General features: G+C 33.7%; 33 protein-coding genes and 1 pseudogene. 26 read left to right on the top strand and 8 right to left on the bottom strand.

The genetic code is table 11. The features are described 5' to 3' along the window. The first annotated feature begins 6 nt into the window (after positions 1–6). From truA to rpsI, 3 genes are all read left to right on the top strand, one after another. Entirely contained in the window at positions 7–768 is a 762-nt protein-coding gene (gene truA, locus AQ616_RS18090) for a tRNA pseudouridine(38-40) synthase TruA (RefSeq protein ID WP_069686518.1), read from the top strand. Positions 769–931: 163 nt separating this feature from the next. Continuing rightward, positions 932–1,369, top strand: a complete 438-nt coding sequence (rplM, locus tag AQ616_RS18085; RefSeq protein WP_017795144.1) for a 50S ribosomal protein L13 — start codon at positions 932–934, stop codon at positions 1,367–1,369. A 19-nt stretch (positions 1,370–1,388) separates the two neighbouring features. Continuing rightward, the gene (rpsI, locus tag AQ616_RS18080; RefSeq protein WP_017795145.1) at positions 1,389–1,781 is read left to right on the top strand and encodes a 30S ribosomal protein S9; all 393 of its coding nucleotides are present in this window, start codon (positions 1,389–1,391) and stop codon (positions 1,779–1,781) included. A gap of 150 nt (positions 1,782–1,931) precedes the next feature. On the opposite strand, the gene AQ616_RS18075 is transcribed toward rpsI, so the two are convergent. From AQ616_RS18075 to AQ616_RS18055, 5 genes are all read right to left on the bottom strand, one after another. Continuing rightward, complete coding sequence (locus AQ616_RS18075) at positions 1,932–2,954, bottom strand: tyrosine-type recombinase/integrase (protein ID WP_069686517.1); 1,023 nt, start codon at positions 2,952–2,954, stop codon at positions 1,932–1,934. Between the two features lie 14 nt (positions 2,955–2,968). Beyond that, positions 2,969–3,454, bottom strand: a complete 486-nt coding sequence (locus tag AQ616_RS18070; RefSeq protein ID WP_069686516.1) for an ImmA/IrrE family metallo-endopeptidase — start codon at positions 3,452–3,454, stop codon at positions 2,969–2,971. A gap of 243 nt (positions 3,455–3,697) precedes the next feature. Next, on the bottom strand, positions 3,698–3,892 hold the full coding sequence (locus tag AQ616_RS19995; protein ID WP_017795148.1) for a DUF6007 family protein: 195 nt from the start codon (positions 3,890–3,892) through the stop codon (positions 3,698–3,700). Positions 3,893–3,914: 22 nt separating this feature from the next. Then, a complete protein-coding gene (locus AQ616_RS18060; RefSeq protein ID WP_069686515.1) occupies positions 3,915–4,604 on the bottom strand; it encodes a hypothetical protein in 690 nt (229 codons plus the stop codon). Positions 4,605–4,795: 191 nt separating this feature from the next. After that, entirely contained in the window at positions 4,796–5,143 is a 348-nt protein-coding gene (locus tag AQ616_RS18055; RefSeq protein ID WP_017795150.1) for a helix-turn-helix domain-containing protein, read from the bottom strand. A 151-nt stretch (positions 5,144–5,294) separates the two neighbouring features. Between AQ616_RS18055 and AQ616_RS18050 the strand changes: the two genes are divergently transcribed. Continuing rightward, positions 5,295–5,522 (top strand): helix-turn-helix transcriptional regulator, encoded by a 228-nt coding sequence (locus AQ616_RS18050; protein WP_017795151.1) that lies wholly within the window; start codon positions 5,295–5,297, stop codon positions 5,520–5,522. Continuing rightward, positions 5,523–5,723 (top strand): hypothetical protein, encoded by a 201-nt coding sequence (locus AQ616_RS18045; protein ID WP_017795152.1) that lies wholly within the window; start codon positions 5,523–5,525, stop codon positions 5,721–5,723. On the opposite strand, the gene AQ616_RS18040 is transcribed toward AQ616_RS18045, so the two are convergent. Beyond that, positions 5,720–5,995 carry a hypothetical protein gene (locus tag AQ616_RS18040; RefSeq protein WP_017795153.1) on the bottom strand — a complete coding sequence of 92 codons (276 nt, stop codon included), beginning with the start codon at positions 5,993–5,995 and terminating at the stop codon, positions 5,720–5,722. The genes AQ616_RS18045 and AQ616_RS18040 overlap by 4 nt on opposite strands. 240 nt (positions 5,996–6,235) lie before the next feature. On the opposite strand from AQ616_RS18040, the gene AQ616_RS18035 reads away from it, so the two are divergent. The 12 genes from AQ616_RS18035 (at position 6,236) to AQ616_RS19725 (ending at position 11,501) form a co-directional block, all read left to right on the top strand. After that, positions 6,236–6,580: a helix-turn-helix domain-containing protein gene (locus AQ616_RS18035; protein WP_069686514.1), complete on the top strand. Its 345-nt coding sequence runs from the start codon at positions 6,236–6,238 to the stop codon at positions 6,578–6,580. A 77-nt stretch (positions 6,581–6,657) separates the two neighbouring features. Then, positions 6,658–6,852, top strand: a complete 195-nt coding sequence (locus tag AQ616_RS18030; RefSeq protein WP_017795155.1) for a hypothetical protein — start codon at positions 6,658–6,660, stop codon at positions 6,850–6,852. A 3-nt stretch (positions 6,853–6,855) separates the two neighbouring features. Then, entirely contained in the window at positions 6,856–7,113 is a 258-nt protein-coding gene (locus AQ616_RS18025) for a hypothetical protein (protein WP_017795156.1), read from the top strand. Further along, entirely contained in the window at positions 7,110–7,238 is a 129-nt protein-coding gene (locus AQ616_RS20130; RefSeq protein ID WP_017795157.1) for a hypothetical protein, read from the top strand. Before AQ616_RS18025 ends, AQ616_RS20130 begins: the two co-directional genes overlap by 4 nt. Positions 7,239–7,248: 10 nt before the next feature. Then, on the top strand, positions 7,249–7,464 hold the full coding sequence (locus tag AQ616_RS18020) for a hypothetical protein (RefSeq protein ID WP_017795158.1): 216 nt from the start codon (positions 7,249–7,251) through the stop codon (positions 7,462–7,464). 89 nt (positions 7,465–7,553) lie between these two features. Continuing rightward, on the top strand, positions 7,554–8,486 hold the full coding sequence (locus tag AQ616_RS18015; RefSeq protein ID WP_069686513.1) for a YqaJ viral recombinase family nuclease: 933 nt from the start codon (positions 7,554–7,556) through the stop codon (positions 8,484–8,486). Between the two features lies 1 nt (position 8,487). Continuing rightward, positions 8,488–9,279 (top strand): recombinase RecT, encoded by a 792-nt coding sequence (locus tag AQ616_RS18010; protein ID WP_069686512.1) that lies wholly within the window; start codon positions 8,488–8,490, stop codon positions 9,277–9,279. A gap of 166 nt (positions 9,280–9,445) precedes the next feature. After that, on the top strand, positions 9,446–10,366 hold the full coding sequence (locus AQ616_RS18005; RefSeq protein ID WP_069686511.1) for a DnaD domain-containing protein: 921 nt from the start codon (positions 9,446–9,448) through the stop codon (positions 10,364–10,366). Then, positions 10,363–10,626, top strand: a complete 264-nt coding sequence (locus AQ616_RS18000; protein ID WP_069686510.1) for a hypothetical protein — start codon at positions 10,363–10,365, stop codon at positions 10,624–10,626. The genes AQ616_RS18005 and AQ616_RS18000 overlap by 4 nt, the downstream gene beginning before the upstream one ends. Next, the gene (locus AQ616_RS17995) at positions 10,623–10,823 is read left to right on the top strand and encodes a hypothetical protein (protein WP_069686509.1); all 201 of its coding nucleotides are present in this window, start codon (positions 10,623–10,625) and stop codon (positions 10,821–10,823) included. The genes AQ616_RS18000 and AQ616_RS17995 overlap by 4 nt, the downstream gene beginning before the upstream one ends. A 15-nt stretch (positions 10,824–10,838) precedes the next feature. After that, positions 10,839–11,339, top strand: a complete 501-nt coding sequence (locus AQ616_RS17990; RefSeq protein WP_069686508.1) for a Holliday junction resolvase RecU — start codon at positions 10,839–10,841, stop codon at positions 11,337–11,339. A gap of 12 nt (positions 11,340–11,351) precedes the next feature. Next, positions 11,352–11,501, top strand: a complete 150-nt coding sequence (locus AQ616_RS19725) for a hypothetical protein (RefSeq protein WP_168156667.1) — start codon at positions 11,352–11,354, stop codon at positions 11,499–11,501. Positions 11,502–11,622: 121 nt separating this feature from the next. Here AQ616_RS19725 and AQ616_RS17985 read toward each other — a convergent pair whose 3' ends face one another. After that, complete coding sequence (locus tag AQ616_RS17985; protein WP_069686507.1) at positions 11,623–11,847, bottom strand: hypothetical protein; 225 nt, start codon at positions 11,845–11,847, stop codon at positions 11,623–11,625. A 447-nt stretch (positions 11,848–12,294) separates the two neighbouring features. On the opposite strand from AQ616_RS17985, the gene AQ616_RS17980 reads away from it, so the two are divergent. From AQ616_RS17980 to AQ616_RS17960, 7 genes and pseudogenes are all read left to right on the top strand, one after another. Continuing rightward, on the top strand, positions 12,295–12,504 hold the full coding sequence (locus tag AQ616_RS17980) for a hypothetical protein (protein ID WP_069686506.1): 210 nt from the start codon (positions 12,295–12,297) through the stop codon (positions 12,502–12,504). Between the two features lie 4 nt (positions 12,505–12,508). After that, positions 12,509–12,682 carry a hypothetical protein gene (locus AQ616_RS19720; RefSeq protein ID WP_168156666.1) on the top strand — a complete coding sequence of 58 codons (174 nt, stop codon included), beginning with the start codon at positions 12,509–12,511 and terminating at the stop codon, positions 12,680–12,682. Positions 12,683–12,722: 40 nt separating this feature from the next. Beyond that, the gene (locus AQ616_RS17975) at positions 12,723–12,917 is read left to right on the top strand and encodes an XtrA/YqaO family protein (protein WP_069686505.1); all 195 of its coding nucleotides are present in this window, start codon (positions 12,723–12,725) and stop codon (positions 12,915–12,917) included. Then, positions 12,914–14,011 carry an MrcB family domain-containing protein gene (locus AQ616_RS17970; protein WP_069686504.1) on the top strand — a complete coding sequence of 366 codons (1,098 nt, stop codon included), beginning with the start codon at positions 12,914–12,916 and terminating at the stop codon, positions 14,009–14,011. The genes AQ616_RS17975 and AQ616_RS17970 overlap by 4 nt, the downstream gene beginning before the upstream one ends. An 11-nt stretch (positions 14,012–14,022) precedes the next feature. Continuing rightward, a pseudogene (locus AQ616_RS20230) lies at positions 14,023–14,117 on the top strand (XtrA/YqaO family protein); the annotation flags it as partial. Beyond that, complete coding sequence (locus AQ616_RS17965) at positions 14,114–14,935, top strand: hypothetical protein (protein WP_069686503.1); 822 nt, start codon at positions 14,114–14,116, stop codon at positions 14,933–14,935. The pseudogene AQ616_RS20230 and the gene AQ616_RS17965, both read left to right, overlap by 4 nt. An 89-nt stretch (positions 14,936–15,024) precedes the next feature. Next, positions 15,025–15,537, top strand: a complete 513-nt coding sequence (locus AQ616_RS17960; protein ID WP_069686502.1) for a sigma factor-like helix-turn-helix DNA-binding protein — start codon at positions 15,025–15,027, stop codon at positions 15,535–15,537. Positions 15,538–15,593: 56 nt separating this feature from the next. Here the strand turns inward: AQ616_RS17960 and AQ616_RS17955 are convergent, their stop codons facing one another. Next, positions 15,594–16,850, bottom strand: a complete 1,257-nt coding sequence (locus AQ616_RS17955; RefSeq protein ID WP_069686501.1) for a hypothetical protein — start codon at positions 16,848–16,850, stop codon at positions 15,594–15,596. 335 nt (positions 16,851–17,185) lie between these two features. Here AQ616_RS17955 and terS point away from each other — a divergent pair, with 335 nt between their 5' ends. After that, complete coding sequence (gene terS / locus AQ616_RS17950) at positions 17,186–17,950, top strand: phage terminase small subunit (protein WP_069686500.1); 765 nt, start codon at positions 17,186–17,188, stop codon at positions 17,948–17,950. After that, complete coding sequence (locus tag AQ616_RS17945; protein ID WP_069686499.1) at positions 17,943–19,217, top strand: PBSX family phage terminase large subunit; 1,275 nt, start codon at positions 17,943–17,945, stop codon at positions 19,215–19,217. Before terS ends, AQ616_RS17945 begins: the two co-directional genes overlap by 8 nt. Positions 19,218–19,226: the final 9 nt, after the last annotated feature.

The raw sequence follows: 19,226 nt of genomic DNA, 5'->3' as shown, positions 1-19,226 counted from the left end.
AAGGAAGTGGAAAGATTAAAATGCACGGTATCGTATGATGGATCTGATTTTGCTGGATTTCAAGTTCAGCCAGACCATAGAACGGTACAAGGTGTTGTAGAAAAAGCGTTGTACAACATGCATAAAGGTAAATCAATACGAATTCAAGCGTCCGGTAGAACGGACACGGGTGTTCATGCTGTTGGACAAGTAATTCACTTCGACAGCCCACTGGAAATCCCTGAACGAAATTGGAAGCAAGCATTAAATACATTACTACCGGATGATGTGCGAATTCGAAAGGTAGAAAAGAAAACAGAAGAATTCCATGCTCGGTATAGTGTGAAAGAAAAAGAATATCACTATTTTGTCTCTAATGAAGAAGATCCCGATGTGTTCCGGAGAGAGTATGTATACCACGAACCTAGAAAACTGGATTTTGAACGAATGCAAGAAGCTTGTAAATATCTAGAAGGGACACATGATTTTACGAGTTTTTCTTCAGCCAAATCATCGGTGAAAGGGACAAAGATTCGTACGTTATATCATGTTTCCTGTCACCAAACAGGATCTAATATTGAATTTGTTTTTCGAGGAAGCGGTTTTTTATATAATATGGTACGCATTATGATGAGTGTCCTATTAGATGTAGGAAAAGGAAAACGAAATCCAAAAGATATTATCGACTTATTAGCGAGTAAAAATCGTCAACAAATAGGGAAAACATTGGCTCCACAAGGCTTGTATTTATGGAGGGTCTCCTATGAAGAAAATGGCAGTGAAAAGTAACAAATTATTTCACCGGCAGCTTGACTTTTACGGCTAGTCGTTATATTATGGTATATGGCATTTTATTTCTAAACCATGATTAGCCCCGGAATCTAATTATGTTAGAATATAAATATTGACAACGAATTTAAATGAATGATTGATATATGGAGGGAAAACTATCATGCGCACAACTTTCATGGCAAATGAAGCGAATATTGAACGCAAATGGCTTGTTGTGGATGCTGAAGGACAACGTCTTGGTCGTTTAGCAAGTGAAGTAGCATCTATCCTTCGTGGAAAGCATAAAGCTACTTACACACCACACGCTGACACAGGTGATAATGTCATCATTATTAATGCTGACAAAATCGAATTAACTGGTAACAAAATCAACGATAAAATGTACTATCGTCACTCTAACCACCCAGGTGGATTAAAAGAGCGTAACGCTAACGAAATGCGTACTAAATACCCAGAGCAAATGCTTGAAATCGCGGTTAAAGGTATGCTTCCAAAAGGACCTCTAGGACGTAAAATGGGCAAGAAATTGCACGTTTACAGAGGAGCAGAGCACAATCATCAAGCGCAAAAACCAGAAGTTTATGAGCTTCGCGGATAATTAAAGGGAGGTAAATGATTTGGCACAAGTACAATACTACGGCACTGGACGCCGTAAAAAGTCAACTGCCCGTGTACGTTTAGTACCAGGTACAGGTAATGTAACAATAAATGGTCGTGATGCACAAGACTATTTTCCATATGAAACTCAACTCTTAATCTTGAACCAACCATTAGCTGCTACAGAAACTCAAGGAACTTATGATGTTCTTGTAAATGTAGATGGCGGTGGATTCACTGGTCAAGCAGGTGCAATCCGTCACGGTATCGCACGTGCATTATTACAAGCAGATCCTGAGTATCGTTCAGCTCTTAAAGCAGAAGGATATCTTACTCGTGACGCTCGTATGAAAGAACGTAAAAAATACGGTCTTAAAAAAGCACGTCGTGCACCTCAGTTCTCAAAACGTTAATATACCAAGTTTTACAAAACCTCCAACCATACGTGGTTGGGGGTTTTTACTTTGTTTAAGGACGTTTAAAAAGCTGGAAAAATTCACACATAGCATACATATAACATACACATAGCATACAATCTAATTTTGATGAGAAAGCAGCCTTTCTCATAGCATATCAATTGCTATAAGTAGCTGCTCGATGTCCTTGTGTGTATAGACTTTATCGGTGATATCTTGGGATGCATGCCCCATTATGCGTTTAATAGACAATTTATTAGCTCCTGCATTATCCATCATGGTCGCAAATGTATGCCTGCAATCGTGTGGCTTGTGCTTTAAGCCTAGCTGTTCCATAATCTTTTTAAATTTTTCGTGATAATAAACATAATAGCTCAATTGATTTCCTTCAAAGTTTGTAATTAAATATTCATGATTAGGGTCCATACGGTTTTCAATTAATTTATGAATTTTTTTGTGGATAGGTATTAACCTATTCGTACCAGCTTCCGTTTTAAATCCACCTCGGAAAAATCTTTTATCCAAATCTATTTTTTTGTTTTGTACTTCGACAAGTTCCCCGGGTCTTAATCCGGTGTATATCATAATCAAAATTGAATCTATATCATCAAAGCGGTCGATGTTTTCCCAAAGAATATTAATTTCATCCATTGTAAATGGTTTCCTTGAGCTTTTGGAGTCGTTTTTTGGGAGCTCGACAAACCTAGCGTAATCTTTATGCGTCAGATCGTTTTCCATAGCATGTTTATACATCTGATTAAATAACACTTTTATTTTCTTCTTAGTGCCCCATGACTTATCACAATTATCAATCACTGTCTGCAGGTGTACCTTTCTGATATCATTGAATTTCATTTCATGTAAAGGCTCTGATCTCTTGAAACTCATCTCGTAGCCAAGTTGGTTCGACTTTGAAATTTTAGGGAACCTTTCTTTCTTAAACTTTTCATATACTTCTTTAAATGTAAGCTTTCCAGATGATAAATCATAAGGATTATTGTTGTAATCAGCTAATGCTACCATAGCCTCTTTTCTGCTTTTATAATAACCTAGATACTCTCGTCTTTGCTTTCCTTCATCATTCCATCCGGTAGTAATTACAACAGCGAATGGTTTTCTTCTGTTGCTAGACAGCTTATATATAGAACCGTACCCATTTGGATTTCTCATCTAACAAAACCTCCTTAAACATAAGCAAATGTTCTTCGTTTTTGCATGACTGCATTTTTTCTACTTTGATACATTTCTATCCTTCTTACAGAAAAGCTATAGTCTACGTTAAACACACGACTCACCTCATCAGGGGTGATTACTCTTAAATCTTCTAACATAAAAGTAGGTACACAAAAATAATACATAAATGTGTTTGCTTGCCACTCTTGTAGTTGTACAAATTCAAAAGGCAAGTTTTCTTGTCTGCCCACATGTAGAAAGATATGCCCTACTTCGTGTATCAAATTTAGCCATTTTTTAACTTCGTTTGAATTTTCATTTAGAAAGATAATATATTTCCCTTTTTTCTTTGTAATTTCACTTTCAAACTCCCAATATTTAACCTTGATTCCTAGCCCCTGTGTGATTCTATCGATGTTTAAATCTTCGGGGTGATTCACTTGGAGTTTCATCAATAATTTTTGAGTAATTTTCTCAATTCTGGTAGTAGTAAGCATGATGTGACCCCACTTTATGAGAATATATGTTCTGTTTTTGATTAAAAAAATTTAGGTGATGCATCCTAAAAACCATGAAATCACTTACGTTAGATGAGCTTTATAGATTTTCTATTTAAGAATTATTTAATTAATAACATACATAATACTAACCCTTATTCCAATACGGAACAAGGGTTAGTATTAGAAGTATTTGGATATATCTGAACGATTGTGATTTTATACAGTAATTCATTAATATTTTTATCTTTTAATAGAATCAACAATAATATGAAATACCATTGCCAAACCGAATGAAAAAAATATTACAATAATCACATTTAATAATATACTCCAAAAATTATAAGTAGGTAAATATGAAAATAACAAAAACATTGGGATTATAAATATTAGATCGAGCCATCCCATTCTTTTAAAAATGCTTTTTATATCAGTCAATTAAAACATCCTCTCACCGCCGTTACGAAAGCACTTTACAAGCTTTATCTTTTCCTCCATACTTATCTACCGCCGTTTGGAAAAGATATCTACATGCATTGCCACCAGCAAACCCTGCAGCTACACCAAAAGGTCCGGATACTAGAGCGCTAGCAGCTCCTGCAGCAGCAGCTACAGCAAGACAAGCTATGTAACTAGAAAAAATACAAGCCCATTTAAAAGCTGCTTTATTAATACCTGATGATGATAAGAGCTGGATACCATCATTTTCAGGGTGTCTATCCATGTAAGTTTCTTCCTTAACAACGTTTCCATATTTATCAACTTCCGAACTTAATATAAAAATATTACTCATATCATATAATTCAAAAGTAGCGTTTCCATTATCTTTCTCTGCCTGTACACTATAATACTTAATTTCATTTCCCTCTAAGTAAAAATTATAATAACGGTTATTTTCAGTATTCTTAGCATTAATAAAACTAACGTTTTCACTTATAACTTTATAATTATTATCTAGCAAATTATCTCTTGTAATTCCTACATTACCCAATGCTTCATCTAGATTAGTTACTGTAGTTAAGTCAACTTCTTCTAGGTCATCGAAGTCTATTAAATCGTCATTTTGCTTAGTTGCCGCGCTGACATTTGGTAAAACTGTAGTAATACTCACTAACACAATCATAAAGGTAATAATAAGTTTTTTAAACATGAAAATCCTTCTAAATAGAAAATAATTTTTGTTACAAATGTCATGGTAAAGTAATATTTGTAATAAATCAATGCAATTTGTTTAATCCTTAGAAATTTTGGTTATTTCTGACTATAATTTTATAACGTTTTTTGTCAGTTTATCTTTTCATAAAAAAGGTGCACAAAAATGTGCACCTAAAATGTATATTTTTAATCATCTTCTTTAAAAGCTTCCCATATCTTTTTAAGTCTACGTAGGTCTTCTTCTTTACTTTTAGGTAATTCTTTATACCATCTCTCTAAGTCTGGGTCATTTTTAAAAGCTTCAAATGCCTCATCCTCAGTTAAGTGAGGTTGATCGCTATGTCCTAAAAGATAATCAATAGTAACATTATAGAAGTTAGCTAACGCCTTAAGGATTTCATAGTCAGGTGTCCTAGTCCCTCTCTCATATGCTGTGTAAGCTGGTCTTGTTATTCCTATAATTTTCGAAATGTCTTCTTGGGTTTTTCTTTTGGATTTTCTAAGTTCAATTAATCTATTTTGAAAAGTGGCCATTACCTAACTCCCTCCTAAAACAATAATATAGTAACAAAACGTTACTTTAAATATTATGTAACAAATAGAAACTTTTTATTCTTTTTTTATTGACAAAGTAACTAAATGATACTATTATTTAATGTAACGAAACGAAACAGGAGGTGTAAATGTGCGTCAATGGCTAAAAGAAAAAAGGATAAGAAAAGGTCTGACTCAGTTTGAAGTTGCTAGAAAATCTGATATTGAAAGATCTTATTTTACAATGATAGAACAAGGAAGAAGAAACCCTAGTGTATTAGTTGCCAAAAAGATAGCATCTTCTTTGGATTTTGAGTGGACTCTTTTTTTTGATTATCAATGTAACGATTCGAAACATATCATTAAGGAGGTTATATAAATGAAAAAACGCATTGATCAATTAGAAAAGCGAATTAAAAAGCTGGAAAAGCAAATCGCCGAAAAATCGACGATAAGCTTTGATTCACCAAATCAAGAAACTGAATATTTATTCCCTGGTATGAGCTTTAAATATCCTCCAGTTTCAAAAGAAGAGTATATCAATGCATATAAAGAGTACGTCCGTAGATGTTCATCCTAATATCCGTATTCTTTTAGCGCATCATTTAGTGGTTCTTCGTTAGTTACACAATCTGATATTTCTGTAATAACAGTACGTTTATTCTGACAAATAGTCTCAATTTCAGCAAGAATCTTACCTATAGAAAGATCAGATTGAATCAATATAAGGTTTGGGAAAATTTGAAACCATGTTTTGGGACTAAGATGCTCAATTCTACTTCTTATAGCATTGTCTAATGATTCATTGTTTAAATCTTCTTCCCGAAAAGATATTAGATATTTTTTTAACAAATGTTACACCTCCTTCCTGTATAGATAATTCGACAGAAAAGGACAAATTTCCTATTAGGAGGTACAAATTTCAAGAAGTTATTTAACCCCTTAATCCACCAAGCTAAGGGGTCATGAAAGCAAACAGAAAACCAACTGAGGGGTCTGTAATTACATTATAACTTCACAACCTAAGAGTTACTGTGCAACCCCTGCACTATATGACAAATGTGCAGACAATGCACAAGGGGGTGAAATAGATTGCTAGGTTACAAGCAAGGTGAACTACAACTGGAAGAATTAAGCGATGAGGAAATAGGAAAACAGCTTAAAAAGATGAGAAAGCGCAAGGGTTGGAGTCAAGAAAAGTTGGGTTCAAAAATGCATCTATCTAGAAGTAATATCTCAAGAATGGAAAGTGGTAAGTTACCAATTCGCATCGCAGAGTTTAACAGATGGGTTAATCGAACAGGAGCGCACGATTTAGCGATGTCTGTACTGTTCAACATAGACCCTAATGTAGCGATTGAGATCTTATCAAATATAGTCAACACAGGAACAGGCGTAGGAACCATCTTACTAAGTTTAGGAGGGATGATTATATGAAAGATGACGGAGTAGCTTATATCGGTATTATCATTTTGTTTTTCTTATTAATCAACCATTTATAGGAGGTCATTTAAGTGGAACTAAAGCAAGAACAAGAAACACTTAACGTTAAAGTATCTGATGCAGCTAAGGTTCTTGGGAAATCAGAGCAATTTGTAAGGGTTGGGTTACAAAGAAATATTTTACCTATTGGTACTGCTATTAAATTATCCAGTAGATGGACGTATCATATTTCACCAAAAAAATTAAGAGATTATGTAGGAGGATGACAAATGACAATAGCAGAGTTACTAAAACAATTAGAAGACGAAAAATACTGTTACAAGTATTGCAGAGAGCAAGAAGGAAAGGCATTAAAAGCAGGAGACCTACAAAGAGCAGTACTTTATTCAGAGAACGCAAATAGATCATTGAGAGAGATTAAGAGAATCGATTTTTCTATTAAATCTACGAAAGAAGCAGATAGTTTGTTAAGAGCAATATTTGCAGAAGAAAAACGCAGAGAAGAGATAGGAAAACGTTGGGTATGAGAAAGTGGATGATTAGTTTCTTCATAGGTGAACCGGATGAAACAACCGTACAGGATGAGAGAGCATTCTACGTCATTATGGCAATGCCACTTGTTATAGCAATAATCACAATCATTTTAATTTAGGAGGTATATCATGGATCATCCAATGATTGAGGAAATGGAACAAGCGGGTTATTTAAAGACGAGTCATCGCAGAGAAGAATATGGGGTGGATGGACTAGGAAATGAAGTTCTAACTGGTGAAGAGATTTTGATTTTTGCGGATGAGTTTTATTTAGTAGAGGTGTTAAGTGATGATGCAAAAGAAGTACTGGAACAACATGGAGCAGTATATAAAATTGCGCAATAAAAAAGCACCCATGGCAGTGGGTACTCTTTTAGGAAACATGAGCAAATTTCTAATTGGCTCCATTATAAAGGAATCGGGAGGTAGAAGCAATGGTTAAAAACACAATTGAAATGAGTAGGCAAGAATGGCTATTAGAACGTACCAAAGGAATAGGTGGGAGCGACGCTTCCATCATCCTTGGATTAAATAAATATAAAACGCCGTTTGAACTATGGCTTGAAAAAACAGATGAATCACATTTAACGGATACTGCAGGTGAAGCTGCTTATTTTGGAGACCTTCTTGAAGACATGGTAGCGAAAGAATTTGAAATCCGTTCAGGAAAGAAAGTAAGAAGAAATAACTTCATGCTTCAGCATACAGATTATCCTTTCTTGATGGCTAATATTGATCGAAAAGTAGTTGGTGAAGATGCACTACTTGAATGTAAGACAGCAAGTACTTTTCTCACGAAAGAATGGGATAGCGAAGAAATACCGGAAGCTTATCTTGTACAAGTTCAGCATTATCTTGGTGTAACAGGTTATTCGAAAGCGTATATTGCTGTTCTTATAGGTGGGCAGAAATTTGTATGGAAAGAAATTGAACGTGATGAAGAACTAATTCAAATGATATTTGATGCAGAAATCCACTTCTGGAATTACCATGTTAAAGGAAATCGTCCTCCTGCTTTGGATGGTTCAAGTGCAGCTGAAAAATTTCTAAAAGAACGTTATGCAAACGTTGAACAAGGAAAATCTATCGACCTTGAGTCTAACTATAAAGAAAAAATTGATGATTTGCTTTCTATTAAAAATCAGATTAAAGAATTACAGAAAGTTGCTAAAGAAACGGAGAACAAAATTAAACATGAGTTGAAAGAAGCGGAAAGCGGATTTGTACAAAATTATCAAGTAGATTGGAAGCAATTTGAGCGTAAGAGTGTGGACTCCAAGCTTTTAAAGAGTAAATACCCTGATGTATATAATTCCGTTCTCAAGACCTCTAATTATCGCAAATTTAATGTAAAGGAGCTTGGATAATATGGCAACAAATGACTCTTTGAAAAATCAACTCTCGAGTAAACAGGGTAATCAAAACACTCCATCAGGTTATACGATCAAACAACTAATGGGTGCAGAAAGTGTAAAGAAGCGGTTTGAAGAAATGCTAGATTCAAAGGCATCACAGTTTATGGCAAGTGTTATTAATCTCGTAAATGGCGATACCAATTTACAAAAATGTGATCAAATGAGTGTTGTTTCAAGTGCAATGGTAGCTGCAACACTAGATTTACCAATTGATAGAAATTTAGGTTATGCATGGGTTATACCTTATGGTAATCAAGCAACCTTTCAGCTTGGATACAAAGGCTATATACAGTTAGCACTTAGAAGCGGACAATATAGAAATATAAATGTTATTGAGGTATATGAAGGGGAGCTCCAGTCTTTTAATCGATTAACAGAAGAGATTGAATTAGATTTTGAAAAAAGAACCTCGGATAAAGTGATTGGTTATACTGGTTTCTTTGAATTAATTAATGGATTTCGAAAAACAGTCTACTGGAGTAAAGCAGAAATAGAAAAGCATAAAAATAAGTTTAGTAAATCTGGTTTTGGTTGGAAAAATGATTGGGATGCAATGGCAAAGAAGACCGTTGTACGAAACATGTTGAATAAATGGGGTATCTTGTCTATCGATATGCAGAAAGCATATGTAGAAGAAACAAAAGACCCTTCAGAACCAAATGGAGAGGTTATTGATCTCAATTTGACCGAAGATGAATTAACTGCTGCTCAAGAACAATTTAGTGATGAGAATGCTAATGAATAATCACACAAAAGTTTTGTTGCCTGCTTGGATATTCAAGCAGGCGCAAGATAAAAAAGACTTACAGAGGCTCATATTGGAATATATGAAACGATATCCAAATTACGTGGTGAAGAAGGTTCAAGATAGAAAAGCTTACTGTGAAATACATCGATAAGGGGTGGTGGAAATGACAACTTGGTTTAAGGTTTATCGAGAAATCTTTGACTCCGATCTATGGCATGATGTAACGACGTTTCGTGTGTTCATTTATTTGATTGGTAAAGCCAGTTTTAAGGACGGATTTAAATATAAAGGAATTACATTAGATAAAGGACAATACATTCGTTCTTATCGGAAACTAGCAGATGATCTTTCATATAAAGAAGGTCGTGGTTATAAAAAGTATTCACTTAATACGATTAAGCGTTGCGTTCAGAAATTAGTTGATGCTGAAAGGCTAAACGTTAAAGAAACGGAATTAGGAACACTATTTACCATCCTTAACTATGCGAAATATCAAGACTTAGAGGATAGTAATGAATCTAAGGAGAACGCCCAAAGTGAAGAAGTAAGAACTAATAGTGAACGAAAGGAGAACGAAGATAGAACGAAGGGAGAACAATATCAAGAATTAAAGAACTTAAGAATTAAAGAATTATATACTACTACTCCTACTACAGATGCGATTCAATTTTATCAAAACAATTTTCCGGGAGAACCAAGTGCATTTGAAAGGGATTCTATGATGCAGTGGATAGAAGATTGTGGCGACGATCTAGTGATTGAGGCATTGAAGCGGTCGCTTGATAGAAATAAGCGAAATTGGGGTTATGCAAAAAGTATCTTGAATTCTTGGCATCATAAAAATATAAAAACAGTTGAACAAGCTAAAGCAGAAGAGGTTCAATTTCAAAATCAGAGGACCCATCAGCAAAGCAAGAAGCCATATTATCCGAGGCAACAATCTGCAGCAGTTGTTCCTGATTGGTTTAAGCAGAACAAGCATAAGCAAAAACAAGTAGAGCCAGAAGAAAAACAGGGAGAATCAGTGATAGATGTACAACAACGCTTGCAGGAATATTTGCAAGCTTCGGGAGGGAGTTCATGATCTTACTGCCACCAATTAAACGAATGAAGGTAAAAAAGCCAAAAGATGGACTTGTGTACTGCTTAGAAGATATGAACCGAGTATATTCGGAAAGCACTATTGAAGAAGTAACTCAACTTCATGACATGGGTTATTGTATCGAGGATATTGCAGGTCTATTTGATAGAGATGCGGATGAGATATTCATAGGATTATATGATCAAGCAAGGAAAGGGAATTTAAAGCGACCGATTTTTATACAGCCGAGGGAAAGCGTATGAAAAAGGATGTCCTTAACGGTGCAATTTTAATAGTCGCTATGTTGATCACAACTTTAATGATTTTTGTATTAGCACCTAAAGAATCACCAGAAGAACCGGAGTTACGTGAATACGAATTAGATATGCCTACACAAGAGGAGATAGAGCTCTATAAGAAGTTCTATAAAGATGCACCAAGTAAATTTAACGACTTATAGGAGGAATACAAGAGGATGATTTCACACGCAAATAGAGGGAAATCTTTCGAACAAATAATAGAGTCATCTAATAGACAGTACCAGTTAAAGAAATGGGCAACAGTTCAAAAGGTTCCTACCCCATGGAGGGTCATCCGCAGAGGAAAGCAGATTGTTAGTGCCCATCCCGAAAAAAAGAGCACTGTTGACTTTGTAGGCGTAGCAAATGGTAAGGCTATTGCTTTCGATACTAAATCAACAAGAGAAACGACACGTTTTCCTCTTAGCAATATTGAAGAGCATCAAATGCGTTTTCTAATGAACTATCAAGATCAAGGGGGTACATGCTTCGTATTAATCGAATTCGCAAAGTTAAACGAAACCTATTTTGTACCGTTTGATAGTGTATTAGATTACTGGAATAAAGCTATGACTGGCGGTCGCAAGAGTATTCCCTATAAAGATATGGGGGAGTTTCCGAGGGTCTTATCGGGTCGAGGAATTGCTTTAGATTATCTTGCAGCAGTCGGATTATAAGGGAGGGATAGTGTGAAAATGGTTGATATACACGAGGATAGCATGAAAGCTTATGTGATAGGTCAGTTAAGACGATTTGGCTTCTTTGAAACAGAAGGAAAATCATTAAGAGAATTAAAAGTTAAATTAGCGATTTTAAGAGAAACCAGACTTGGGAAATAAGGAAAATGTCTTCGCAACAGTTAATTTAGAAATGTGGGTACAGGAAAGTGTTTAAAGCTATATAAATATGGGGTGTGGAGAAATGCTAAACAAAAAATCCCTCTAAAAGAGGGACGTATCACTAATATAATGGTTGTTGGCTATGACAAGATGGAAATCCATTCACATCCTGAATCATATAAAAATCGTATTGCTTTAAAGCGAATTGTGATTGATACAAATATTCGATTACAAGTAGCTTATCGTCAGATGTACCACACAAAATACCTGACGTTCCTTGTCCGTTTGTCAATGAAATACCAACAGGCTGATTAATCAAAAATCTAATTTTTTGATACCATGGCATACTCATCACTCCTTCAAATACATCATATTAAAATAGGAAAAATGGGTGCCTGTATTGGTTAAATGAATTGGGAGAAATGGTAATAAGTTACTGCGTAGTTCGAATAACTACGAACCAATTGGAGGTTAAACAATGAATCTAGATACACTAACAACACTAATCTAAGGATGGGCAATAGATAGGGAATTAAATCAAGCAGACTCAAGTAAACAGCTAAATAAATTAGGTGAAGAATTCGGGGAGCTATGCCAAGGATTAAATAAGGGTGATACCGCTCAATAAATCGATTCTATCGGTGATATGTATGTCGTGCTTACAATCCTAGCTATGCAACAGAACACAGATATTAGAGAGTGTGTCGCTTATACTTACAACGAAATTAAAGATCGTCGCGGTAGAACGATAACGGTGTTTTTGTTAAGCAAGAGGATATTAAGGAGTTCTAATATGGGTGAACATGAATCACATCGAAAAATAAGGGGATTTATTAACGAAAGAGGATACTCATACAACGTAATGGATGTTTTGAGAGGTTATCAAAAACGTTTAGATGGTTACTACAATAGTTACACAATGAATGATTGTCTCGACCATTTAGAAAGCGAATGTGAAGAAGTAATACGTGTAGGAAACAATTTATTAATAGGCAAGGAGTGAAACAATGGCTCAACTAGAAAATGAAACAGAAGTAGAAAGAAGAAAACAAAAACTGATCAGAGATATGCATAAACTAGGAATCTATTACACTAGTGATGGAAGAAAGCTAGAAGAAGTATCTTCACTATACACTCTAGAATGGACGAATATACAAGCATTAAATCAAGCAGTGAAGTAATTCAAATTTATCAATGAGTAATTATCTTAGGAGGGCTAACATGAGATTAAAACAAATTCCTTTTAAACAAGGTAAATTAAATGTCGATATAGAAAATAAGGATAGGCCATTTGTACTTGTGTATTCAAATGGTGAAGCAAAGTTATCCTACTTACCCGACCACGGAGAGACTAAGGTAATTACTCATCAAGGGAGGGTGAAAAGGATTAAGTTTGATGAGGGGGAAGAGTTTTGATTAAGGAACTTAGATTTATTCTCGATAATTATAACGAATTTAGGCTAAATCAATATACCAGCACGGAAAGTTCTTTAGATGAAAATATAAAAAAGCTAATTACGAAAGTACTTCCTGAAGCAATTCAAAGAGAATTAATTGAAAATGATAATTATATTTATAAAGGTTCTTTTGGTCAGGGGAATTATACTGAGACCCCGTGGTTAGCTGTATTTGATAAAGACCTTTCTATTTCTGCTCAAAAAGGATTCTATGTTGTTATTGCATTTAGAAAAGACATGAAAGGTTTTTACTTATCTCTAAATCAAGGTACAACATATTTAAAGAATAAGTTTAAAAATGAAAACCCTAGGTTAAAGATGAAGCATGTTGCCAAGTATATTGGTTCAAATATTACAATTCCTCAAGAGTATGGTTTTACACAAGAAGAAGTAACGTTAGTAGCGAATACGGATAATGCTAAAAATTATGCTGCAGCAAATATCTGCGCAAAATATTATGATAAAGAAGTTAACTTTTCAAAGGACGAATTTATAAAAGACTTAAAACAACTACTAGTATCTTTGGAAGAAATTAAAAAGTTTATAGGTGCAAGAACTATTGATGAAACAATAGACGATATTATATATAAAAATGAGATTGATGATGTGAAATTTCAAGAAGATGTTCAATTTGCTAAACCAGCAAGTTCAACTGTTGGTTCTAAAAAGAGACCTTCTAAAACAAAGGCTGAGTCTATGAAGTGGGAAAGAGATAGTTCAATAGCTAAAGAGGCCTTAGTAAATGCTAATTATCTCTGTGAAATAGATCAAAGACACACCACGTTTATTTCGAAAGTTACTAAACAAAATTACGTTGAAGCTCATCATTTAATACCAATGAGTTTACAAGAAGAATTTGAGTATAGCATTGATGTTGTTGGAAATATTGTATCTTTATGTCCTAATTGTCACAGTGCAATTCATCATGCAGAAAAAAACACCAAAAAGAAATTGATAAAAAAACTATTTGAAGATAGAGAAGAACTATTAAAAAAGTATGAGATTTGGATAGAGTTTCGAGAATTGTTTCTTAAATATGATATTAAAGAATAATAAACAGGCTGAAATGTTCCTATTTACCCGTTCGTGGAGAGACTAAGGTAATTACTCATCAAGGGAGGGTGAAACAGATAAGTTTGATGAGGGGGAGGAGTTTTGAGTTTTCGATTTTTGACGTATTGGATTTATTTAAAAAATACGATTTTAAGTATTTCTAAATTAACCGTAGCGTTAATATTATCTTTATCACTTTATTTTTTAGAAACATTAAGTAAAGTTCTTATATTTATCTTTATCTTTGTAATTGCACTATTTATATCAATAATTTATTTAAATGATTATATACCATACGAAATAATAACAAGAATCTGTTCTACAATTTTTATTATTTATTTAGTGCGTGAAATAATGAAATTAACATTAAGGTTCTATTATTGGCAAGAAGAAAGACAATTTAAGAGGCATAATAAACAATTTAGTAGTCAAACATTATATAGATGGTTAGAAGACGTAGAAGTGGATCAATCTTTTTTTTATAATTTACTTGGGGATAAAAGAACTGGATACATTGTTAAAGATTTGAAAAAGGTAGAAAATAAAATTAAGAATGTTTGTTCCGGTAATGTGAATAATATGAAATTATTGAAAGCATATATAGAAAAACAATTATCAAATAATGTATTCGACAGATTAATGAATTCTGTGGTGTTCACAATACCCATAATAATTATTACAGCTTTAGTAAATTATTGGGTTGGTACTAAAGATATATTACCTACCCTTAATGGTTTTATAACTTCAACTGATACAGAAATAAAAACAGAACATATTATAACTATCATAGATTACATAACATACTTTATTATATTTCTAATATATTGTATGTATGTTTGGCATATTTTTACTCGTAAAAAAAATCGATTGTCATTTATAGTGCAAATTATAGATGTTGCGATTTCTGAAACTAGACATAAATAAGTAGTTCTACCAGCAAACTGGAGGACACTGATTGACGTTAAATCGTCAATTGGTGTCCTTTTTAATTTATTGAAGAGGGGTCGGTATTGATGAATAGCAAGCAAATAGAAAACTGGGCAGATCAATTATTAATTGAATATGAGGAAGGTCGAAAAGGACTTAAAAGCATGTCTGATCAACTTAATCCAGATGAAAATCCAAAGGATAAAGAGGATAAAAGACAGATTAATAGCATGATTACTGATATGAGTTATGCAATGGATTGGATGCGTACTGGAAGAAGACCCGGAAACTTGAGGGGAGTAGATAAGCGTTCTGCGTATCAAAAGCGTGTGCTCTATGATATGGAGTTATTTCCTTCTTTGGATATTGAACCAGAAGAACGAACACTAAGCGAAAGAGAAAAGCAAGATCTCTATGATATTTTGATTGAATTATCGCATCGAGAAAGACAATGTTATTTGCTTCATATGGCTAATGGTCATAGCATGAGTCAAGTTTCGGAAATACTAGGTATTAAGAAGTCCTCGGTGCAGTCATTCATTCAAAGAGCTAAAAAGAAAATAGAAAGGAAAGTATTATGCCATACAAATGCCGTATGAAACCACATTGAGGATGAAAGAGAAGGATCATTAACAAAGTAATGACCCTTTTAAGTTTATAAAAATGGATTCAGATAATTAATAAAATCATCATACTTTTCTTGGGTAGCTTTTTTACCAGGGTTGTCATGACTAGATTTTTGTAAAATCCTAACATTAGCAGTTTCATTAACAAATTCAAGGTTGGCTATAACTATACCATTCGCGAGATTCTTAGATACCTTTAAAAATTCTATTTTCTTTCGGTTTAATAATACAGGTAAATTTAACCAGTAAAGGTTATTTGTTGATATGCATTTAAAGCCCTTATCATTTATTGTTATTTCTGCATATTTTTTATCTGAATCATTTTCGTTATTATTTCTAAACTTGATACCTACAATATCTCCTATTTCATTATTACTTAAAGTGGTAGCGATTACTGATAGTACGCCATTTGAGATATACTCTTTTGTATTAATTTCTGAGTTTGTAGGTGGGGAGAACTTTTCTTCAACTTCCTTTGAAAACTGAACAATTTCTTTGTTGAAAGTTTCTAACTTTTTGTAAGCAGAATTTCTCTTTTTATGAAGTAGATTCTCTTCTAACTTAAATAGGGACTCTCTGAATTTATTAAATTTGCTATATGTTATGTTTGGTTTAAAACTATCAATGAAATTTAATGTGTTTAAAATTCTTCCCGACATCGTACTGATTTTCTCTTCATTGTTGATTATATTATCAACATCTTTTAACCTAATGTGTAATAGATTCCTTAAGAAATCAATTTCAACTATTGTTGGAAAAGCAGTATCTTTATAAGTTTGTTCAGACTCATAAATCTTAACATTATTTGTGTCAAGTAATAAAATTCGTAGAGACTCAATTCTTTTTTCATTAGTTTGTTCTCTATAACCGCAAATTACAAAATCTGAAGTTTGATTTTGTAAATTTAGGTTGCTCAGTATTTCATTATTGTTAGGTAGCTTCCAATCTTTGAATAATTTATTTTTTCCATTATTTTCAAGTGAAGATAATTCTTCATTATCTAGTTTATACAAGAATGAATTAAACAAAGAATCTTCAATTAAAAGAAAAAGTAATTCATCAATATCTTTAATTGTAAGTGAGGAGTCGTCTATTCCTCTTTGAAGTGTTTTTGCAATTATTGTTGATGTGTTTGCGTTTTTATTATTTTCCCTGATTTCTGTATAAATCTTATTGAAATCAGGATACTTACTAATAAACTGTAATTTTGAATTTACATCTTTCTTTTTTAGATAAGGGTGAAATAGTAACAATTCATTTAAGTATTCCTTTTTCTTAATCTTCATATTAAATCTCCTTTCAAAGTAGGTGAATAAGATTGAAATGTTTATTTTTTCTAAGGTCATTTTTATTTTTTGAAGACAAAATGGAAAAAGTATTCTGTTATGAGAATATGATTTCTGTTGGAAGTATTGTGAAAATTAAAGGTGAAAAGTATTGTGTAAATAATATTATAATAAGAAAAGATAATACTATAGTATTTGAAATATCCTGATTTAGAAAATTAGTAGTTAAATTTCCCTATATAGTCTATTTCGACAATAAACTATAAATTCCTTTTTTTATTTTAAGAATTTTACAAAACAAACTTAATTATATTTTGGGGGTGGGTGATGATGTAGTGGCTGAGAAGCATAAACTTGCCGAGAAAGATTACGTTAAAGGTTTGAAGTATAAAGAGATAGCAGAGAAACATGGTGTTACCATTAATACCGTAAAATCATGGAAACAACGTTATGGGTGGACACGAAAAAAGGGTGCACCCAAAACAAAAAGTGTGCACACAAAAAAGAAAGGTGCTCCTAAAGGTAGTAAGAATGCAATTGGGAATAAAGGTGGTTCTGCCCCTAAAGGAAACAGTAATGCAGTCACGCATGGTCTATTTGCTAAATACCTACCTGATGAAACTATGGAAATAGTGAATGGAATGAATGATGTTTCTCCACTAGAAATATTATGGATGAACATACAAATGCAGTTTGCTTCAATTATGCGAGCTCAACAGATTATGCATGTTAAGAATCAACAAGACTTAACTAAAGAATTAAAGAAATCGAAATTTGAAGTTATTCAAATGGAAGATGAAGTTAAGCAAGTTCCAATTGAAGAGGAATACGAATTACAGTTCGCTTGGGATAAACAGGCGACTTTTTTAAATTCTCAAAGTCGTGCTATGGGTGAATTAAGAAGTATGCTTAAACAATTCTATGAGTTAGCTGAACATAACGATAAACGTCTGTTAGAAGTGGAACGAATGGAAACAGTAATTGATAAGACGAAGAAAGAGACGGAGTTTATTGAAGAACGTACGAAACTTCTTAAAGGACAGAAGAAAGATACCAGTTTATTGGATACGCTTATTGATACGGTGACGAAAAATGAATAAAAAGATAACACTTTCTCCCAAACAAAAGAAGTTAGTTACAGCCCCTTTTGATGTTGGATTAGAGGTACAGGAGGGAACGCCACGTTCTGGGAAAACAACAGGGGTGCATTTTCGTTTGGCTTACCTTTATACATTTTCACGAGATACGAACCATTTAGTAAGTGCGTATAACCAAGAGCAAGCATTTAGGCTCTTTATAGATGGTGACGGAACAGGATTAATGCACATATTTGGTAATCTAGCTCAAATTAAGCACGATGAACATGGAGATCATCTAGAAATCCACACACCCAATGGTATTAAAAAGATTTATTACAAAGGTGGCGCAAAGGCAAATAGTGTCGGTGCTATAACTGGTATGTCGTTGGGATCTGTAGCGTTTGGAGAGATTAATTTACTTCATATGTCGTTTATACAAGAATGTTTTCGACGAACAATGGCAGCACAAGACAGGTTTCATATTGCTGATCTCAATCCACCTGCACCGAATCATCCAGTTATTAAAGATGTTTTTGAGGTCCAAAACACGAGATGGACGCATTGGACAATTGAAGATAATCCTATTATTAGCGAAGAACGTAAGCAAGAGATAAAAGAAACACTTCAAAAAAATCCGTATCTTTTAGATCGTGATTGGTTCGGTAAACGAGTACTACCAGAAGGCGTTATATATTCGATGTTCAAGCCTTCCGAACATGAAAAAGCTACATTACTTGGTGAACCTTATGAAATGTTTTTTGTTGCTGATGGTGGTCAATCGGATGCGACTTCCTGCAGTTGTAATATAGTTACACTTTATGATGGGAAGTTTCGCTTAAATAGGGTCGCAAATTACTATCATTCTGGTGCAGAGACGGGACAAGTTAAATCAATGAGCAAATATGCGAAAGAAATAAAGAAATTCGTCCAATGGTGTACCAATAAATATGAGATGCGCTTTTCTGACATGTTCGTTGACCCTGCTTGTAAATCGTTGCGAGAGGAACTACATGATATCCATATTGATACATCTAGGGCAGATAACAACGCATCGGACGCTAAGAAACAAGGCGGGGGAATTGAGGTAGGTATAGAGCGACTTCAAAACTCCATGACCAATGATCAATTTTTCTTGGTTGAAAATGATGAATATGATCATTACAACTTTATTAAAGAAATTGGAATGTATGTCCGAGACGACAATGGAAAGCCAATTGATGATTACAACCATGCTATGGACGAAGCACGATATGCGAACAATCACTTTTATCACAACTATGTATTGTAGGTGGTGAAT

Origin of the sequence: Oceanobacillus sp. E9 (assembly GCF_001741975.1) — a bacterium.
Taxonomy (GTDB): domain Bacteria; phylum Bacillota; class Bacilli; order Bacillales; family Amphibacillaceae; genus Oceanobacillus; species Oceanobacillus kimchii.
The sequence above is the reverse complement of the archived record's forward strand: the minus strand, read 5'-3'. Positions and strand labels throughout refer to the sequence as shown.